General features: G+C 36.1%; 17 protein-coding genes. 8 read left to right on the forward strand and 9 right to left on the reverse strand.

Going from position 1 to position 20,573, the window contains the following annotated elements:
* Nucleotides 1-92: 92 nt before the first annotated feature.
* The 4 genes from ACU8DI_RS09280 to htpG form a co-directional block, all read right to left on the reverse strand.
* Nucleotides 93-1,412 (reverse strand): MFS transporter, encoded by a 1,320-nt coding sequence (locus ACU8DI_RS09280; RefSeq protein WP_447112497.1) that lies wholly within the window; start codon nt 1,410-1,412, stop codon nt 93-95.
* Nucleotides 1,413-1,695: 283 nt separating this feature from the next.
* Nucleotides 1,696-2,280: a Crp/Fnr family transcriptional regulator gene (locus ACU8DI_RS09285; protein ID WP_447112498.1), complete on the reverse strand. Its 585-nt coding sequence runs from the start codon at nt 2,278-2,280 to the stop codon at nt 1,696-1,698.
* 256 nt (nt 2,281-2,536) lie between these two features.
* On the reverse strand, nt 2,537-3,664 hold the full coding sequence (locus ACU8DI_RS09290; RefSeq protein ID WP_447112499.1) for an META domain-containing protein: 1,128 nt from the start codon (nt 3,662-3,664) through the stop codon (nt 2,537-2,539).
* 128 nt (nt 3,665-3,792) lie between these two features.
* Nucleotides 3,793-5,703: a molecular chaperone HtpG gene (gene htpG, locus ACU8DI_RS09295; protein ID WP_447112500.1), complete on the reverse strand. Its 1,911-nt coding sequence runs from the start codon at nt 5,701-5,703 to the stop codon at nt 3,793-3,795.
* 184 nt (nt 5,704-5,887) lie between these two features.
* Here htpG and ACU8DI_RS09300 point away from each other — a divergent pair, with 184 nt between their 5' ends.
* Entirely contained in the window at nt 5,888-6,898 is a 1,011-nt protein-coding gene (locus ACU8DI_RS09300; protein ID WP_447112501.1) for a 3-oxoacyl-ACP synthase III family protein, read from the forward strand.
* Between the two features lie 435 nt (nt 6,899-7,333).
* Here ACU8DI_RS09300 and ACU8DI_RS09305 read toward each other — a convergent pair whose 3' ends face one another.
* The gene (locus ACU8DI_RS09305; protein ID WP_447112502.1) at nt 7,334-9,817 is read right to left on the reverse strand and encodes a TonB-dependent receptor domain-containing protein; all 2,484 of its coding nucleotides are present in this window, start codon (nt 9,815-9,817) and stop codon (nt 7,334-7,336) included.
* A 159-nt stretch (nt 9,818-9,976) separates the two neighbouring features.
* On the opposite strand from ACU8DI_RS09305, the gene ACU8DI_RS09310 reads away from it, so the two are divergent.
* Entirely contained in the window at nt 9,977-10,339 is a 363-nt protein-coding gene (locus ACU8DI_RS09310) for a CoA-binding protein (RefSeq protein WP_447112503.1), read from the forward strand.
* Here the strand turns inward: ACU8DI_RS09310 and ACU8DI_RS09315 are convergent.
* Nucleotides 10,336-11,811: a sodium:solute symporter gene (locus tag ACU8DI_RS09315; protein ID WP_447112862.1), complete on the reverse strand. Its 1,476-nt coding sequence runs from the start codon at nt 11,809-11,811 to the stop codon at nt 10,336-10,338. The genes ACU8DI_RS09310 and ACU8DI_RS09315 overlap by 4 nt on opposite strands.
* A 160-nt stretch (nt 11,812-11,971) precedes the next feature.
* On the opposite strand from ACU8DI_RS09315, the gene ACU8DI_RS09320 reads away from it, so the two are divergent.
* The 4 genes from ACU8DI_RS09320 to ACU8DI_RS09335 all read left to right on the forward strand — a co-directional run bounded on the left by ACU8DI_RS09320 (nt 11,972) and on the right by ACU8DI_RS09335 (nt 17,722).
* Nucleotides 11,972-14,488 carry a T9SS type A sorting domain-containing protein gene (locus ACU8DI_RS09320; RefSeq protein ID WP_447112504.1) on the forward strand — a complete coding sequence of 839 codons (2,517 nt, stop codon included), beginning with the start codon at nt 11,972-11,974 and terminating at the stop codon, nt 14,486-14,488.
* An 87-nt stretch (nt 14,489-14,575) separates the two neighbouring features.
* Nucleotides 14,576-15,193, forward strand: coding sequence for a recombination mediator RecR (gene recR, locus ACU8DI_RS09325; protein ID WP_447112505.1), 618 nt, complete (start codon nt 14,576-14,578; stop codon nt 15,191-15,193).
* Nucleotides 15,194-15,200: 7 nt separating this feature from the next.
* Entirely contained in the window at nt 15,201-16,301 is a 1,101-nt protein-coding gene (locus ACU8DI_RS09330) for a glycosyltransferase family 2 protein (protein WP_447112506.1), read from the forward strand.
* 86 nt (nt 16,302-16,387) lie between these two features.
* On the forward strand, nt 16,388-17,722 hold the full coding sequence (locus ACU8DI_RS09335) for a dihydrolipoamide acetyltransferase family protein (protein WP_447112507.1): 1,335 nt from the start codon (nt 16,388-16,390) through the stop codon (nt 17,720-17,722).
* Nucleotides 17,723-17,807: 85 nt separating this feature from the next.
* Here ACU8DI_RS09335 and ACU8DI_RS09340 read toward each other — a convergent pair whose 3' ends face one another.
* Genes ACU8DI_RS09340 through ACU8DI_RS09350 form a run of 3 tightly spaced genes read right to left on the reverse strand, consistent with a single transcriptional unit; the run spans nt 17,808 to nt 18,998 of the window.
* Complete coding sequence (locus ACU8DI_RS09340) at nt 17,808-18,071, reverse strand: hypothetical protein (protein ID WP_447112508.1); 264 nt, start codon at nt 18,069-18,071, stop codon at nt 17,808-17,810.
* Complete coding sequence (locus ACU8DI_RS09345) at nt 18,052-18,447, reverse strand: hypothetical protein (protein ID WP_447112509.1); 396 nt, start codon at nt 18,445-18,447, stop codon at nt 18,052-18,054. The genes ACU8DI_RS09340 and ACU8DI_RS09345 overlap by 20 nt, the downstream gene beginning before the upstream one ends.
* Before the next feature lie 11 nt (nt 18,448-18,458).
* Entirely contained in the window at nt 18,459-18,998 is a 540-nt protein-coding gene (locus ACU8DI_RS09350; protein ID WP_447112510.1) for an RNA polymerase sigma factor, read from the reverse strand.
* A 172-nt stretch (nt 18,999-19,170) separates the two neighbouring features.
* Here ACU8DI_RS09350 and ACU8DI_RS09355 point away from each other — a divergent pair, with 172 nt between their 5' ends.
* Both ACU8DI_RS09355 and ACU8DI_RS09360 read left to right on the forward strand, forming a co-directional pair.
* Nucleotides 19,171-19,947 carry an exonuclease domain-containing protein gene (locus tag ACU8DI_RS09355; protein WP_447112511.1) on the forward strand — a complete coding sequence of 259 codons (777 nt, stop codon included), beginning with the start codon at nt 19,171-19,173 and terminating at the stop codon, nt 19,945-19,947.
* Between the two features lie 12 nt (nt 19,948-19,959).
* On the forward strand, nt 19,960-20,571 hold the full coding sequence (locus ACU8DI_RS09360; RefSeq protein ID WP_447112512.1) for a fumarylacetoacetate hydrolase family protein: 612 nt from the start codon (nt 19,960-19,962) through the stop codon (nt 20,569-20,571).
* Nucleotides 20,572-20,573: the final 2 nt, after the last annotated feature.

A 20,573-nucleotide genomic window follows, 5' to 3' on the forward strand; every position in this document is an offset into this window, starting at 1 on the left:
TAAGACGATTAGAAAGTTGAAATAAACATGTGCTTTTAGTTTTGTTTAAGCTAAGATAATCAAACTTTAACTTTCCGAATGGCAGCTGTTTATCATTCAACATTAGGTAATTGATAGCTTCTGTAAGCGCCATAAAGTCCTAAAAGGGAGAGTACAAGAATAACACCTTCAACAGAAATGATAGACACTAATGCACTCAAACCACCAGTGATTAATAGGATAAGTCCGATAACGGTGTTACTAACAGCTACGTAATTTGTTCTTTGATTCCCTTTAGCCATGTCGACGATGTATGTTTTTCTTCCTAGTCTCACACCGCCATGGGCAATACCTAAAATAAAAAAAGCCACAGGATAGATCCATAAAGTTGTTTTTAAAGTTTCTGAAAACGACATAATTAAAAAGGTAATAATACCCAGTACAGATGCTATGAGTACGGCAAAAGTCATGACGTTTTTGCTAGATATATCTGAAAATTTGCCCCAAATCGGTGAGCTAATTACCGAGGCAATACCATTGGCGATGATAAAAAGTCCCAAAAGGAAACTCTCTTTACCTATATATGTTTGGGCAAGCAGAATATAATAAGGCGCAGTCAAACCTGAACAAAGCAACAGGGATCTGGCAATGACAAAATTTTTAAATTGTGTGTCTTCTTTCAAAAGGTTGAATTTAGATGAAAGACGAGACAAGGGATGCCTGTTATTGGATGTTTCTTCGGAAATAGGATGAGGAAACTCCTTAATTTTGGCATAAAATATCGCTGCTAAAAGCCACATAATTGCCGCAAAAAACACCAAATAACTGTAAAATTCTATGGTCGCTTCTTTTTGCGATTTGTAAAGGATGAATAATCCAGCCAACAAAACTAAAACACCAGCAAATGAGGCAGTATAACCTTTTAGTCGTCCGCGTCTTGTTTTCGGTATGGCTTTCCCTGTGATATCTTTTGAAGTGACCGAGCAAATACTTCTGGCTAAACTAAATAAAACAATTGCCGCAATGATTAACCATCCTGCTGTGGTGCCTTCAAAGTTTAGGACAATAAATCCTATGGAGGCTATCGCTGTAAATTGCAGAAAAGCACCTAAAACCCAAATCCATTTTCGAATGGGTCTTGTTTTGATATAATCTGCTAATATTATTTGCGGAACCATAGAGCCTGATTCTCGAATTGGCACAATTAAACTGATGAGGTAGACTGGCGCATTCACATAACTCATGAGCCAAGTCAAAACGGTTTTGGGATTACTTAAGGTGTCGCCTAGTTTTGTAAAGGTTGTACTTAATAGAATAAGGAAATAATTAGTTGTAACATGCTCACATGCTTCCGTCGTAATATCTTTACAAACTCGCTCACCTTTTTCATTATTGAGCTTTTGATATAATTTTTTTGATAATGTGCTAGACAAGAGATTCAAATTTAATGAGACTGCAAATTACATTCAAATTTCGAATTGCGTTGATTCCAATGATAGAAAAAATAAGCTCAAATGCTTGACAACTTGATTTGCAAATTGTTTTTTGTTTGAAACTCAAGTCAACTCCAAAAACTAAAAAAGCGCAAGTTTCTTCAACTTGCGCTTTTGTTAGCTATTAATCATTAGGGATTTTTTAATAGTTATATTAATCTACTAATGGGGCAAAAGTAGGCTTCTAACTTGAAATAAAAATTGATGTATGATAATAAAATTTCTAGTGCGTTATCAATTCTTTACGAATTCTACTTAAGCTCTCTGTAGTGATGCCTAAATATGAGGCAATATGGTAATTTTTGACTTGCCTTTCAATATTCGGATAGGTATTCATAAAATTGATATATCGTTCGGTGGCCGTTTGCGATAGACCAGCGATAATTCGCTTTTGAAAAGCAGCAAATGCTTTCTCTAATTTGATTCTGAAAAATGTTTCGATTTTTGGAATTTCAGAATACAAATATTCCTTATCCTTCTTTCTGAATTTGTACATCACCGCATCTTGAATAACTTCGATATTTAAAACGGCCTTGGTTTTAGAAAAAAAAGCCGTGTAGTCACTCATCCACCAATCTCGTACTCCAAATTGTACTGTGTACTCTTTGCCACTAGGATCTATGTAAAAAGAGCGTAAACAACCACTTAAGATGTAATATTGTTCATGAACAGTGTCTCCAGCAAGTAGAATCATTTCGCCTTTCTTATGATGTACTCTCTCAAAAACCTTCTCAATGATTTTTATTTCCCTCTCTGAAAACAAAATATCCTTGAATATCATGTTGATTTTTGAATTATCGGATTGCATTTGATTGAAATTGACCTTTTTAAGATACGCAAATCTAATGAGATTCAAGGCAGTAAGTCGATGTTCTCAAAATAAATCAGTTAATCGGTTTTTGAGCTTCAGTAAAATGGATCCTATGGATTTTAACAGACAGTACAATCCTTGAGCCTTACATTCTTTAGATAGGTTATAATCAAGGTATTTAATGTAAAAAGCACATTAACAGCTGTTTAAATAATAGCATGAGTTGAATCACTCTAGCTTCAAAAGCCAATAATCAATCTACTTTTTTGAAAATAAGCAACTCCTCATCAGGATTTGACAAGATTAATTGGTTGTTTTCAATGTTGTAGCGCGTCACTTTTTTTAATGCTTCTAAAAATTGGCTTTCTTGATTGGATCCTGGACACATTTTTTTGGTCATTGCGACATTGGTAAACCTCAAAAGATGTTTTTCAAAGAAAATTTGACCAGTCATACGGTTACAGCCAGCATATCCAGCAAACCTATTTTTTGTCGTGTTGATTTCAATGTTAGGAAGCTCCTTTGCAAAGTCATCAGTAGAGATATTCATGCCATTCAATGTCTTCAATACCCAAATATCATGAAGTCTATAGTCTGTCATGTATTGACCACAACCTTCAACATGCGTTGGTTCCTTGGTGTTTGTTTTTCCATAATCAATCGTGACACTGTAAGGGGAAACTTCACCTGACATGGCATTGGTGCATTCTTTTTGAGAAATCTGAATATGAAGCATATGAGCTTCTGTGGCTACTTTATAGGTTTTAACATTGCTGTCCATCGCAGCTATAGGTTTTGCATAAGGTGTTATGATGGAGTCAGATGGTGTTGTAAAGGATATTTGTTTTTCAGAAATACGCAAACTCCAAAACGGTTCAGTACCTGTGGCTTTAAAATATGATTTTGATGTTTGATGTTGGGTGGTCATACTACTAGGATTACTATGGCCTTCTGCTGTTTTATCAGCTTTATGAAATTTAAGCAGGACGACGTTATCGTGATAAAGTAATAACTTGCCTTCTTGATCAAACCCAAATTTATTGACTTTTTTCATCATGTTTAAAAACTGATTTTCACCTTCTCCGCAATACATCATAGTCGTGATTCCGGGCTCACCAAATGATATTTGATCGTCCTCTATGGTGACATCTGTGGCATATCCGTTACAGCTGTTGTTACCAGAAACACGATTTTTGGATTTGTCGAATGTCAATATGGGTTTTTTATCAGGATACAACCCCTCAAAAGCGATTCGCGTACCAGAAATATACTCTAGTTCCCATGACGTATTGTATAATTGTTCCTTGTCGGTTGTTTTTTCCTCACAGGAAACCAAACCGAGTACGCTAATAAGCATGTAAAAAATGGCCTTCGTTTTCATTCGTCTTAGTTTTATAATATATTTCTATTAATCAGATGTCAATTTAAATAATGAATAAGATATAAAAAACCACCTTGAAAGACAAGGTGGTTTTAACTAATAATCTATGGATTTACTATAAACGATTATTATTTGATCATCTCGTAACTACGCTTAATAAAATCCGTTAATTCTTTCCCTTTTAAAAGTCCTTGCGACAAACGCGCTAAATCCAAACTTTGATTTATAAGGCGTTCTTGCTTCTTACGGGTTTTGGTATTGAGAATGTCATTAACAAGTTCTGAGTTCGTGTTTACAACGAGATTATACATTTCTGGCATATGTCCCATTCCAAACATTCCACCACCACCAGTTTGCTGCATTTCTTTCATACGACGCATGAATTCCGGTTGCGTGATAATGAATGGCGAAGCATCACTACTCATAGCTTCCAATTGAACGGTGAATTTTTCCGCGGGAACAACTTCTTTCAGAAGTTCATCCAACTTCGATTTTTCATCGTCTGATAATTTAGAAATGGCAGTATCTTCCTTCTTGATAAGGTTGTCAATATGGTCACCATCAACACGCGCAAAGGAAATATTCTCTTTAGTTGTTTCCAATTTCTGAATCAAGTGCGATACGATTGGTGAATCCAATAAGAGGACTTCATAATTCTTATCCTTGGCAGCTTCTATATAAGCGTGTTGTGCATCTTTATCAGAAGCATACAAAATAACTAACTTGTCATCTTTATCTGTCTGATTCGCTTTAATGTTGTTATAAAGCTCATCATAGGTATAATACTTACCATCTACAGTTGGATATAAGGCAAAGGCATCCGCTTTTTCAAAGAATTTTTCTTCGGAAAGCATACCATATTCGATAACGATTTTGATATCATCCCATTTCTTCTCAAAATCTTCACGATTGTTATTGAACAACGATTTCAACTTGTCAGCCACTTTTCGCGTGATGTAAGACGAAATTTTCTTAACGGCACCATCGGCTTGCAAGTAACTACGTGAAACATTTAAAGGAATGTCTGGTGAGTCAATCACACCTCTTAGCATGGTCAAAAACTCAGGAACAATACCTTCCACATTATCGGTTACAAAAACTTGATTTTGATAAAGTTGAATTTTATCCTTTTGAATATTAAGATCGTTCGTCATTTTTGGGAAGTACAAAATTCCCGTTAAGTTGAACGGATAATCCACATTTAAATGAATATGGAAAAGCGGTTCTTCGAACTGCATTGGATACAGCTCCCTATAGAAATTTTTGTAATCATCATCTTCCAAATCGGTAGGTTGCTTGGTCCAAGCTGGATTCGGATTGTTGATAATATTATCTATAGTGATCTGTTTGTGCGGTTCAGTTGTTTCTTTTCCATCTTTATCCGTAGTCGTTTTCGGCGTAAAATCAGGATCGTTAATTTCCTTAGTCCCAAATTTAATTGGGATAGGCATAAATTTGTTATATTTCTGAAGCAACTCTCTGATGCGACCTTCTTCTAAGAATTCTGTAGAGTCTTCGGCGATATGAAGGATGATTTCCGTACCACGCTCAGATTTATCGGAAGGCTCCAAAGTGAATTCTGGAGACCCATCGCAAATCCAATGTGCTGCCGGTTCATCTTTATAAGATTTCGTAATAATTTCCACTTTGTCTGCCACCATGAATGCTGAGTAAAATCCAAGTCCAAAGTGACCAATAATACCAGAATCTTTAGCAGAATCTTTGTATTTATCTAAAAACTCTTCAGCCCCAGAAAATGCAACTTCATTGATGTATTTCTCAACTTCTTCAGCGGTCATTCCTAAACCTTGATCAATAATGTGTAATTTTTTACCCTCTTTATCAATCTTGACTTCAATTTTAGGATTACCGTACTCTGTTTTAGCTTCACCAATACTTGTAAGATGCTTCATTTTAAGAGTGGCATCTGTCGCATTACTAATCAGCTCACGAAGAAAGATCTCGTGATCACTGTACAAGAATTTTTTAATGAGCGGAAAAATATTCTCTACCGATACATTAATGTTTCCTTTTGTCATGATATATATGTTTTATTTTTGATTTATGTTCTGTTCTCTTATAGTCAAAAAAAGTACCAAGACCGTTGAGGTGACAAACTGACATTTTTAAGATATTATGCATGCATAACGATTGAGATTCAGTTTAAATAGAAAGTACTCCTGAAATGGTTAAATTGCATGACTTACTTAATAATAAATGACTATGTACAATTCCAAAATAATAGGTTTGGGACATTACGTTCCAGATAACGTTGTGACCAATGATGATCTGTCTAAAATGATGGAGACAAGTGACGAATGGATTCAGGAGCGGACAGGTATTCAAGAGCGACGTTGGGTGGTGCCTGGAAGTGATGATACTACAGCCACTATGGGTGTTAAGGCAGCGAAAATTGCTATAGAACGCGCTGGTATCGATAAGGATGATATTGATTTTATCGTATTTGCTACTTTAAGTCCAGATATGTACTTCCCTGGACCTGGTGTTCAGGTGCAACATGCCTTAGGTATCAAAACTGTGGGTGCTCTAGATGTGCGTAATCAATGTTCTGGGTTTGTTTATGCCATCTCTGTCGCAGACAATTTCATAAAAACAGGCATGTATAAAAATGTCTTAGTTATTGGTAGTGAATTACATTCGCATGGTCTAGATAAAACTACACGAGGCCGTGGTGTCTCTGTTATTTTTGGTGATGGTGCAGGTGCAGCCGTACTAACAAGAGAGGAAGATACAAGCAAAGGTATTTTATCCACACATCTACATTCTCAGGGTGAGCACGCGGAAGAGTTAGTGTTAATTGCTCCTGGCATGGGTAAGCGATGGATCAATGATATTTTATCAGATAATGATCCAAACGACGAAAGTTATTTTCCCTATATGAATGGTCAATTTGTTTTTAAAAATGCGGTCGTTCGTTTTAGCGAGGTCATTATGGAAGGTTTAACGAAAAACAATTTAAAAGTGGGTGATATCGACATGCTCATCCCACATCAAGCCAATTTGCGGATTGCCCAATTTATTCAGCGTAAGTTTCAACTTGAAGATCATCAAGTATTCAACAATATTCAAAAATATGGTAATACGACTGCTGCATCTATTCCAATCGCCTTAACCGAGGCTTGGGAGGAAGGTAAAGTTAAAGAAGGTGATACGGTAGTTCTGGCTGCTTTTGGTAGCGGATTTACTTGGGGAAGTGTCATCATAAAGTGGTAGTTTGATAGCTGTCTTTTTCATTAATATCACAAAAAAACCCAAAGCCATAGGCTCTGGGTTTTTTCTGCTATTAACCAATTTTACTAAAAACACTAAAACTATAAAAGCGTGATTCTTTTAAACTGATTAGCTTTAAAACTTATCACAACCTAAAGACGTTAAAAAGTTGTTTTTATTTCATCTGTTAACATTTTTAACTATCAATTAACAAGGATCTTTACATTGAGCTTTAGATGTAGATAGCATATGTCTTATTGAGTGCACTGTGTCATAAGTTGTTAGATAGTCGTTACGCCATTCAAATGATTACAGTTGCGTCAAATAATTGAAAGCAAAAACCCAAGACAATCTGTCTTGGGTTTTCTTATTTAATAACCAAACATTAACACTAACCATCAACTATTAATATGAAGGCTATTAAATTTACGATTACCATTATATGAATCCACCGCTTCCTGATTTTTCATTGTCATCTCTGTTCTTACGTTTCAAAGCACGGTATTTTCCGCCTCCAAAACGATAGGAGAGACCAATATTCCAAGTGTTACTTTCCCAGTTGAATTGTCCTACTTGAGGTGTTGGTCGGTCGCCTTCAAATTCAAATTTCATGGTGTTGAATATGTCACTGTAATTGAAGCTAAAGGTGGCTCTGTCGTCTTGAAGGAAGCTGTATCTAAGGCCTGTGTTGACCATAAACATTGGTTTTCTAGTAAATTGAAGACCTTTTTCTTCGCCTCTATACATGGAGAACAATGATAAGTTCAGTTTTTTCGTGACTTTAAAGTTATTGAACAATCTAAAATTGTAAACAATATTGTCTACTTCGATAGTAGTTCTGAGTATGTCATCAGCTGTAGCGATATCAGTCGGAGCCGTAAGGACTTCCGCAATTCCTTTTTGCTGTCTTGCGAATAAATCGAAACTACCGTTCAAGCTCCACCATTTGGTAGGTCTGTAGTTACTACTAATTTCAATGCCAAAAGCCGTGGTGTTTTCAAAATTATCATAGGTTAAAATGTTTTTATTGATGTCTAGTCGGTCAATAAAAACGGCTCTATTTATTTCATCTTCTACCAATCTGAAAAATACACCTCCTGTGATACTTCCTTTTTCTAGTTTTCTTGTATAGTTCAATTCTATTGAATTTGTAAACTGAGGTTGTAGGTTCGTATTTCCGAAGGAAGAAATTAAAGGTGTACTCCATTCTCTAATAGGGTTTACTTGTTGTAAACCTGGACGATCGACACGACGACTAAAACTCATTTGATAGCTGTTTTTCTCACCTGGTGAATAGGTTAAAAATGCCGATGGATACACTTGAATATAATCGTTTTCGAAAGGTGTGTTTTCCACACTGTTCTCTAATTCTCTTATAGCAGAAGCTTCTTCTTTCACGCTTTCAGCTCTTGCACCCACTTGATAACTCCATTTTTCAAATGTTTTGCCGTAGGTCATATAGACCGAATAAATATCTCTTTTATAGGTAAAATCTGTTGAAGGTGTTGGTATAAATTCATCACCATTATTAGGCACATCGTCTTGGTTCTCATTGACTGAAAGACCTGTAGACCTGTAGTCAATATTTGTCTCAAATAAACGTGCTTCAGCACCAACTTCTAATTTTGCTTTGTCCGATAAAGGATTCGTATAATCCAAATTCACAACTGTTTGATCTCTGTCGGTATCAACAAAGTCTGTGTAATTAGGCGGAAACACAATGTTTTGAAATCTGAAATTGGCAATCTCATCTTGTGCAAAAACACTGTAATCTACCTCAAGATCTAATTTTTCACCTTCTTTCTTAAACTTATGATTATAAACACCATTGTACTGTGAGACTATATTTTCAGTATCATTATTGAAGGTTTGTTCCTGAAATGGCTGATCGACATATAAGATACCCGTGGTGCCACTACCTAAACCATCATACAAATTTTGATTGGTAAAGAAGGAAAACGTATTGTTATCATTCATATAGAAATCAAGTCCTACTTTATAAAGGTGTGATTTATTGTTATTTGCAAAATCGAATAACTGAACTGAGTTGTCATCCAAACGCGTGATATTTCCGTAATTCGCACTGTTACCAATATTGTTTCCGTAGTTACCGTAGAGATTAAACTTCCCATTTCGGTAATTCATATCTATAGAACTATTGAATCGTGCATTGATTTCCTTGGTTAATCCGACATTAATATTGCCATTGAACCCTATGGTGGTGTTTTTATGCAAAATGATATTAATGATACCACTCATACCTTCAGGATTGTATTTCGCGGATGGATTGGTAATCAATTCAATTTGCTTGATAGAGGCTGAAGGAATTTGTTTAAGTAATTGCGCTACAGGAACGTTGGATAGTTTGCCATCTACCATGACACGTACATTTTGGTTACCACGAAGACTAATATTACCAGTCTGCTGGTCAACGTTTACTGAAGGTAAGTTATTCATAATATCGCTGGCTGTAGGACCAGAAGTTGTAAGGTCTTTTCCGATATTAATCACCTTGCGATCTACCTTTTGCTGAATGGTAGTGACCTCTGCAACGACGGTTACTTCATCTAAGCTAGCCACATCTTCTTCTAGTCGAATATCGCCAAGATCAATTTTATAACCATCTGCACCAAGGTTGACGGTTTTTGAAATTGTTTTATAGCCAATATATTGAATGGAAACTGTGATTTTTCCTTCTGGAATGTTTTCTATTTTGAAAGTACCATCGTCATTAGTGATGCCACCTGTGATGGTTGTTTCTGAAGCGTCTTTAATAACGACATTGACGTAAGGTAACGGCTGATTAAGTGTGGCGTCTATAACACGACCTGAGACAGATCCATCTTTTAAGTCCATTTTTGGAGGTTGTGCATACGCCATGATGGTGAGCATTAAAATGCACAATTGCATGATTTTTTTCATTGATTTTTGATTGATTAGATTGGTGTTAATAATAAAGGTTGTTATAGCATAGACGATAGGGATCTGAATCTGTTACTCTTTTTAACAGAGCTTAACATGTTTTTAACATTTGTAAGGTCGATTGTTTTTAGAGACTTACTTTTACAAAAAACAACTTATATGAAAAACAAAACCCTAGTGTTTGGAGCCTCACTAAAACCAAATAGGTATTCTAATATTGCGATCCATCGTTTAGTAAATCACGGTGAAGATGTCGTTGCATTTGGCATGCGAGAAGGCGAAGTATCGGGTGTTAGTATTCAAACCAAATTGATGTCATTTAAAGCTGTTCACACCATAACGCTTTACATGAATCCACAGCGCCAAAAGCCTTTCTATGACTACATCATTGGGCTGAATCCTGAGCGTGTGATTTTTAATCCTGGAACTGAAAACCCTGAATTTCAAAATCTTTTAAAGAAGGAAGGGATGTACTTCGAGTCTTCCTGTACGCTCGTGCTGTTGGCAACACAGCAATACTAATGTGGTATCTGAGTTTTTTGGGAAATGAGTAACAGCCCTAAAAACGTTATAAGACCATTAACAATCAATATTTCAAATCCGATTTGATAACCATTTAAGAGGTCTACAGAATAGAGATTGATAAAATAAGATGCCAAAGGCGCAATCAATGCAATAATCCAGACAAACTTGTCTTTTAAATGCTTCTTTGTGAGAATACCAAAAGCAAATAAACCGAGTAATGGTCCGTAGGTGTAACCTGCAGCTTTAAACAATTCCCAAATCACAGACACATCTTTAAACAAGGCATCGAATATAATAATGACAGCAATTAGGATCACACTAAACAAAATATGAACGCGCTTTCGAACGCGTTTTTGACTGTCTTTAGGTTTCTTATCCAATTCTATAATGTCAATACAGAAGGATGTCGTGAGTGAGGTTAAGGCACTATCTGCACTTGAGTAAGCAGCCGCTATTAGTCCCAGTAAAAAGAAAGCTGAGGTTACAAATCCAATTTCAGGTAGCATAGCGATTGTAGGAAATAAATCGTCTTTTTTCGCCGTAATTCCATGTTGATTAGCATATTGTGTCAGTAACACTCCTAGTGCTAAAAATAGAAGATTCACAAAAATGAGGATTACACTAAAACTGACCATATTTTTCTGAGCGTCTTTCAAGGATTTGCAAGTGAGGTTCTTTTGCATCATATCTTGATCCAAACCTGTCATAGTGATGGTGATAAACACGCCAGCTAAAAAACTCTTGACAAAATATTGTGCGTCATTCACATCTTCAAAAAAGAACATTTTACTGAGGTCGCTGTTCTTAACACTGTGATAAATTTCCGAAGCGCTATTGAGATCCAAAGCATTCGCCAAAAATGAAATGGTCACCACCACCGAAACCAGCATAAAAAGTGTTTGAAGGGTATCAGTGAATATGATGGTTTTAATACCGCCTTTAAATGTATAGAGCCAAATTAATGCAATGGTAATGATGACGGTTACCGGGAATGGTATGCTTTGATTTTGATAAATGACAATGTGATCGAAAACTAGTAGTTGCAATACTTTCGCTACTAAAAATAATCTAAAAGCTGCGCCAACTGTTCTAGAAACTAAAAACGCAATAGATCCTGTTTTATAACTCGTGTTGCCAAATCGTTCCTTTAAATAGGTATAAATGGACGTAAGATTGAGTTTGTAATACAAGGGTAAGAGGACGTATGCGATGATTAAATACCCGAAAAAATAGCCTAAGACAACTTGAAAGTAGCCAAATTGTTTCGTTTCTACAGCGCCTGGAACAGATATAAAGGTCACTCCCGAAAGTGAAGCACCAATCATACCGAAAGCTACTAAATACCATGGAGCCGACTTATTTGCCTTAAAGAAAGCTTCGTTAGAGTCTTCTTTTCCAGTGAAGTAGGAGATCAGAATTAGCACAGCAAAATAGGCTACAATTAAAAGAATAATGGCATTTATGGACATAGCTGTTAATTTGATGTGGGTTTCATTGAATTGTCTTATTTTTGCTAAAAATTGCAAAACAATATTAAGTAATTTATAATTAAGCGTACTAGTTTTTGAGAATACAAAAACAGTTCTAGCTAAACTATTTAAATGACTTTATGTTCTAACCATTACAAATATGAAAAATTATTACCTACTATTCGCCTTATTGCTATCTGTAAGTTCAATTTGGTCCCAAGATTACAGACAAATGATCGCAAAAGGGACATTCACTATTTCTGAAATTCAAGCAGTTGCAGAAGCTCATTTTGATAGCGTTGGTACCGAAAGAGGAAAAGGTTATAAGCCTTATAAACGCTGGGAGTATCAAGCTTTAAACAATATGGATGAAAATGGCATGTTAAAATCTCCTGAATTCTATTACAATGAATTGGCAAGATATAACAGCTATCTCAATCAAAATTTTGAGGCTTCAAGAACTACAGTTGGAACTTGGGAACAGTTAGGTCCAACATCATGGAACGCTACAAGTGGTTGGAATCCAGGTGTGGGACGTATTACGTCCATAGCGGTTGAAGAATCAAATCCGTTGCATATCATTGCAGGAGCTGATACAGGAGGTGTTTGGAGGTCTACAGATGGTGGACAGACTTGGACGGTCTTAACAGATGACTTATCAAATTTAAATGTCTCTTCCTTAACTATTGATCCTTTGGTAAATACTACCTATTATTGGGGTTCGAGCAGTGGAACCATTTTTAAATCTACAGATAGTGGTGCCACTTGGAGTTTGTTAGCAGATACAGGAGATGGCTTTGTCAATAAGATTTTAATAGACCCAACCAATACGAACAAAATGTATTGTACTGTTGAAGGTGGTGGTATTTTTAAGTCGACAAATGCCGGTGCAAATTGGTCTCTCATAAACGCCAATGCTACCAATGGTTATGATATAGAATTTAAACCGAATGATACTAACATCATCTATGCTACTGGTACGAGCTTTTACGTTTCCATTAATGGTGGTGCTAGTTTTGTGCCAGCTTCAGGTTTTTCAGGAGGGCCAAAAATGATAGGTGTTTCTCCAGACGATCCTGAAGTTATTTATGTGCTGGAAGCTTCTGGTAGTGCTTTTGGAGCACTTTACAAATCGGTGTCTTTTTCTCCTTTTACAGAGCTAGGACATGTGGGTAAAAATTATTTCGGCTACAGCTCAGATCCTGAAGATTTGAATGACGTAGGGAGAGGTCAGGCTCCAAGAGATATGGATATTGCTGTTAATCCTAATGACGTCAATGATGTGCATATCGCAGGAATCAATACTTGGAGATCAACAAACGGTGGTGTTACTTTTAATATTACGTCACAATGGGTGCCTAATAACGCCTTTGCGCAAAATATTGGATACTGCCATGCCGATGTTGATATCTTACAGTTTGTCAACGATAAACTTTACGTAGGAACCGATGGTGGTTTATTTGTTGCAGAAAATCCAACAGTGGTTAACAATACATACTACACAGATTTAACAACAGGGATGGGAATCAGACAGTTTTACAAAATTGGTGTGAGCCAAACAGACCCTGTAGTCGTGACTGGTGGTGCACAAGATAATGGTTCGTCGGTTATGGATAGCAACGGCAATTGGACGGATTGGTTGGGTGCAGATGGCATGGAATCTTTTGTGGATAAAGACGACTCAAACATATTATATGGAACTTCTCAATTCGGGAGCTTGTATAAGTCATTTAATGGTGGCCAAAGTTTAGCAGGTATCACGACACCTGATTCCGGAAATTGGATCACGCCTTTTGAACAAGATCCTGTGGCACCTAACACGATTTATACAGGGTATAGCCAAGTTCTAAAATCTACAAATGGAGGTCTTGATTGGACGCCTGTGTCCCAAGATTTTGGTGGGAACCTTAACCATCTTAAAATAGCACCTTCAAATGGTAATTTTCAATATGCGGCTCGTGGAAGTAATCTTTATAAAAATACAGACGTTGGCACCATCTTTAACTGGACACAGTTGACGGGATTCAGTGGTAATATCAATTCTATTGCGATTCATCCAGTAGATCCTAATAAAGTAGCTATTGCAACAACGGGCAGTCAAAAAGTGTATGTGTCTAATGATGGTGGAAATACTTGGGTGTCTTACAGGCTAAATTTACCTGGTTTCAGTGCAAGAGCTTTGGTGTGGCACGACAATGGGCAAGATGGTCTATATTTAGGAATGAATTATGGCATTTACTATATAGATAATACATTTATTGACGACACCACTTTTTCTAATTCCGAATGGCAACCATTTAGCAATGGCATTCCAAATGTGACGATTAGTGAATTGGAAATCAACACCGTCAATAATAAGATTTACGCAGCGACCTATGGACGAGGTTTATGGGCTTCCGATGTGTATGATGCCACCTTGAGTATCAGTGATTTTGAATTGGAAGATTTTAGTGTGTATCCAAACCCTGCACAAGATGTCATTACGTTAAGTTGGAGCAAAAGTGATCGTATCTCGATAAGAATTTTTGATGCCCAAGGAAAACTCATGTACTTCGCAAAAGAAAAAAATATTGCTGAGCCTACTCAAGTGAACGTTTCAAACTTTGCAAGCGGACTTTATTTTGTTAGGGTGAATAATACACAAGGTTCGGTGACAAAAAAGCTAATGATTCACTAATTTTACAGTAAATCTGGAGACAATCGAGAAATGGATTTCTGATGGTATAGTCTATAAATTCATTTACAAAATTGTAAATTCGCCATTATGGAATTTTCATCTAAATTACTGGAAAATGCTGTTAATGAAATGTCACAATTGCCTGGTGTAGGTAAGCGAACAGCATTGAGACTTGTTCTACATTTATTACGGCAACCTGAAGAGCAAACCTTGACATTTGCTTCAGCACTATCGAAGATGCGTACTGAAATTAAGCATTGTAAGAACTGTCATAATATTAGTGATACTGAACTTTGTGAGATTTGTGCTAATCCCAATAGGATTGAAGATGTGGTATGTGTTGTGGAAGATATCAGAGATGTCATGGCCATAGAAAATACCAGTTCTTTTAAAGGATTGTATCATGTGCTAGGAGGTAAGATATCTCCAATGGACGGCATTGGACCTAACGACTTAAATATCCAATCTTTGGTAGAGAAAGTGAAACAAGGAAAGATTAAAGAATTAATTTTTGCCCTTGGTTCTACGATGGAAGGTGATACAACTAATTTTTATATTTACAGACAATTAGAAGGCTGTGATATAACAACATCAACCATTGCCAGAGGAATTTCCGTAGGGAACGAACTAGAATATACCGATGAGGTCACCCTCGGTCGAAGCATTATCAATAGGATTCCATTTGAAGCTTCCTTAAAATCCTAAAGACTGATTGAAACTTTCTGTCATCATACTGAATTATAATGTTCGTCATTTTTTAGAGCTTTGTCTTAAAAGTGTAGAGGCAGCTTTAATTGACATAGATGCCGAAATAATTGTAGTGGATAACCATTCTGATGATGATAGTTGCCTGATGGTTACATCCAACTTTCCAAAGGTTATATTGATCGAAAATAAGGAGAATTCTGGGTTTTCAGTAGGAAATAATATTGGAGTTAAAAAAGCCAAAGGTGAGTTTGTTTGTATTTTGAATCCTGATACTGTAGTGGCTGAAGATACATTTACGCGACTCTTAAACCTTTCTGAATTAAAAAACAACCTTGGCATTTTATCTTGTAGACTTATTGATGGTCAGGGTCGATTTCTTCCGGAATGCAAGCGGAATATTCCGACACCTTTGGTCGCGATGAAAAAAATTATGGGATTATCGAGGTCTTATTATGTATCTAACTTACATGATAAGGGAACGGCTAAGGTGCCTATTTTTGTGGGTGCATTTATGTTAATGCCTAAGGCGATATACCATGAAGTTGGTGGATTTGATGAAGATTATTTCATGTATGGCGAAGATGTAGACCTCTCTTACAAGGTGCTACTTGCAGGTTATGATAATATTTATCACGGAAGTACCACAGTGATTCATTACAAGGGTGAAAGTACACTGAAGAATGAAGTATATGCACAACGATTTTATGGTGCCATGCAGATATTTTATGAGAAGCACTTCAAATCCAATATCATATTTGATAGTTTGGTTTGGTTGGGCACAAAATTGGGACCAATATTTCAAAGACATGAGGAGCCTCGTGATTTAAAGCCTTTGGCGTATCAACTGATATCAAACCAAGAGTATCCTAATTTAAAAACCCGTTTCCAAGGAAAACTGAAGGTTACTCCGAATATGGAGACGTATGAAAATAGAACGGAATATATTTTAGATAATAACTATTTGGATTTTAAGTCAATCATCGAAATCTTGTCCAATACACCTAAAAATTGCACTGCAACATTTAAAATTCTACCAAAAAACTCTAACTTTATCATCGGAAGTAATAGCTCCAAATATCGTGGAGAAGTTATTTCTCTCAATTGATTTTATTTGAAAAAATCTCAACGATTGTATTGTTTTTTCATTAATTTTGCAATCGACAAACCAATTATTGACCTTAGATTACGGATATGGCAAAATTTGAACTAAAACTTCCGAAAATGGGAGAAAGTGTTGCGGAAGCAACTATTACATCTTGGTTAAAAGAAGTAGGTGATACTATTGAATCTGATGAAGCAGTTTTTGAAATTGCTACAGATAAGGTCGATAGTGAAGTGCCTAGTGAAGTAGATGGTGTTTTGGTTGAAAAGTGCTTTGACGTAGATGCTGTGGTTCAAGTTGGACAAACCATTGCCATTATTGAAACAGATGGCGATGAAGGATCTAATGCATCTTCACAACAACCTGAACCTGAAACGAAGGAGGTAATGAATGAGCCTGCAGCAGTAGCTGAGGTTGAAAAGACGATTACAAAAGCTCAGGATACAGCAACACCTATTGTAAATTCTGACAATAGATTCTATTCACCTTTGGTGAAAAATATTGCTAAACAAGAAGGGATATCACAGTCTGAATTGGATGCTCTACCAGGTACTGGAAAAGATGGTCGTGTGACTAAAAATGATATTCTAGCCTATCTAGATACAAGAGGAAATGAACCTACTAAATCTGAAGGGAAAGAAAAAGTAGAAACGACTGTGACTGCATCGAAACCCGCAGAAAAGGCACCTTCTTCAACACCTGTGCTAGCTTCTGGTGATGATGAGATTATAGAAATGACTAGAATGGGCAAGCTCATTGCACATCACATGGTAGAATCTGTTCAAACCTCTGCCCATGTTCAAAGTTTTATTGAAGCAGATGTTACCAAAATTTGGAACTGGCGTAATAAAGTCAAAAAAGAATTTAAAGACCGAGAAGGTGAAAATTTAACCTTTACACCGATTTTCATGGAAGCCGTAGCTAAAGCGTTACGAGATTATCCAATGCTGAATATTTCAGTACAAGGTGATAAGATTATCAAGAAAAAACATATCAATTTAGGAATGGCAGCAGCCTTGCCAGACGGCAATCTTATTGTTCCAGTAATAAAAGATGCAGATCAACTAAATTTGGTGGGAATGACCAAGAAAGTGAATGATTTGGCTGGACGTGCTCGGGAGAATAAATTGAAACCAGATGATATTCAGGGTGGTACATACACCGTCACCAATGTGGGTACGTTTGGCAGTATTATGGGAACGCCAATTATCAATCAACCTCAAGTAGGAATTTTAGCCTTAGGTGCCATCAGAAAAATGCCAGCTGTTGTGGAAACACCAGAAGGAGATTTTATAGGTATTCGCTACAAAATGATTATGTCGCATTCCTATGATCACAGAGTTGTGAATGGTGCGTTAGGCGGACAGTTTGTTAAAGCTGTTAAAGATTATTTAGAGGCTTGGGATACGGATAGAGAGATTTAAAAAATACCACGCATTTAATGATGCATAGAAAGCACAACCTAAACGTTGTGCTTTCTTACTTGTAAGCTATACTGAGAGATAAAGTTTATAGGAGTTCTTTACAAATGAAACCTTGAAATGCCACTTGAGCTATAATATCTCTCTTATTCAAATTGTTATTAGCTTCAACTCTTAAGACCTTATCAATGTCTTCTAAGTCTATGGTAATCTGTCGAATACCTGTCATGACGTTGAGTATTTTTATGACATGATCTGCCTCTAATTCGGTTCTTATATTCGTTTTGAAAATATGAATATCAACAGTGTTTTTAGGTTTTAAGTAGAATTGACTAATCATTGGTTGTTTCATTATGGGTTAGACGGTTTAAATAATCTTCGTAAGCTTTGTTGCCTTCTTCTTTCCAAAAATCATCATAATGTTTCCACTTTGAGAATTCTGCTTTGGTATCATTATGACACTTCGACTTTTTAGAAGACTTATCTTTTCCTCCAAATCCTCCACAGCCACCAAGTAGAATTTTAGATAGAATGAAAATACCAACAGCCTCCCAATAAGTCAGTGTAGGTAATCCAAAAATCATGGGCATCAACCAATTCCAAAGCCACATAATTCCAAAGCCAAAGAGAATGGCCAATCCGATGATGAATAGTGCGCCAAAGATGATCATTCCAATCATTTCTCCTGGAGATTTCCCGCGCATTTTGTGTTTAAAGTAATTTGACATATTGTTTGTTTTTAACTGATTAATTCTTCTTTAGATTTTAAGTTTTTATATAGGAGCGAAATTGCTCTGTGTCTTCTCGACATTAACGTGCCAATAGGAATGCCAGTTTCTTGCTCAATTTCTTTGTACGTGTAGCCTTCAAAGTCGACAGCGATTATGATGTCCTTATAATTTGGCTTGAGATCAATAATCGCTTTTTTTAAGGCTTCTTTTATTTGTTCAGGATACATGTTTGAAGGAGCCTCATAAATTAAAGCTGCAAATTCATTTAGTTTTGATTCGTTTTGTGAATAGTACTCCAAGTTCTTTTTTTTGGATCTCATAACATCGATGATTTTATTTCTTAACGCGCGATATACAAAACCTGCTACATTGTTAATAGGAGAATATCTGTCGGCACTTGTAAATAATTTTAATGCTACATCCTGAATTAAATCTTCAGCATCTCTATGAACACTTGCCTTTAGGTTAGAACGAACATAGGATTTAAGAGAAGCGTACTCTTCATTAAAGAACGTGTTGAGTTTGTCACTATTTTTTGATTGATTCATGATGCTTTTTTAGAGCTTTCAATTATAAAGACGTAACTTTTTAAATCTATTGCATTTGTGTATTAATAAATTGACGAATTAGATGAGAATCTGTTTCATATATTATAAGTTAATGAAGCCGTTAACTTATTAATTCATTATTCTAATTACCTTTGTGAAAAATTAATTGTACATGCAGCTCAATCTTACGAAACCTATCTGTTTTTTCGACTTGGAAACTACGGGAGTTAATATTACTAACGATCGCATCGTTGAAATTTCAATTTTAAAAGTACACCCAAACGGTAAAGAGGAAACGTATACCCAAAGAGTCAATCCAACCATACCGATACCTCCTGCCGTGACTCAAGTTCATGGTATTTCAGATGCAGATGTAGCTGATAAACCAACATTCAAGGAAATTTCAAAGGATGTACACAACATGATTAAGGATTCCGATTTAGGTGGCTTTAACTCCAACAGGTTTGATATACCCTTACTTGCGGAGGAAATGTTACGTGCTGAAGTCGATTTCGATATGAAGAACCGACAGTCCATAGATGTGCAAACCATTTTTCATAAAATGGAGCAACGTACCTTGAGTGCTGCCTATAAGTTTTACTGTGATAAGAACTTAGATGATGCCCATAGTGCAGAAGCAGATACCTTGGCAACTTATGAAGTACTTAAAGCACAATTAGATAAATACGAGACCTTAGAAAATGATGCTAACTTTTTGGCTGAATTTAGTTCGCGCAAAAAATTTGCTGATTTTGCGGGCTTTATCACGTATAATAAGGAAGGGGAAGAATGTTTCTCTTTTGGAAAACACAAAGGCAAGTTAGTCACTGAAATACTAGAAAAAGAGCCTGGCTATTTTGGTTGGTTGCTCAATGCAGATTTTCCTCTGTATACGAAGAAAGTATTGACCGCTATTAAGCTGCGAGCCTTTAATAATAAATTACAGTAAGATTTTAAGGAGATGAAACTTATTTGTATAGGACGTAATTACACCGATCATATTAAGGAATTGGCCAATGAAAAACCAACAGATCCTGTAGTGTTTTTAAAGCCTGATACGTCTATTCTGTTGAAGAAACAGCCCTTTTTTATTCCTGATTTTTCTGAAGATGTTCACTACGAGGTTGAAGTCTTAGTTAAAATTAATCGCGTAGGAAAACACATAGCAAAAAAATTTGCTCATAAATATTATGATGAAATTGGTTTGGGAATTGATTTTACAGCACGAGATTTGCAAGCGCAGTTAAAGGCTAAAGGATTGCCATGGGAAAAAGCCAAAGGGTTTGATGGTGCTGCGGTAGTAGGAGAGTGGTTGTCAAAAGAGGACTTCGATGATATAAATAATATCAACTTTAGTTTGCACAAGAATGATTCAGAAGTACAACGAGGTAATACGAGTTTAATGCTTTGGAAAATTGATGAAATTATCGAATATGTCTCAAAATATTTTACTTTAAAGATTGGAGACATTATATTTACGGGAACACCATCAGGAGTTGGCAAGGTAATTGCCAACGATCAATTAAAGGGATATATCGAGAATAAGCAATTGTTCTCAATTACAGTTAAATAATA

The organism is Psychroserpens sp. BH13MA-6 (assembly GCF_052983595.1).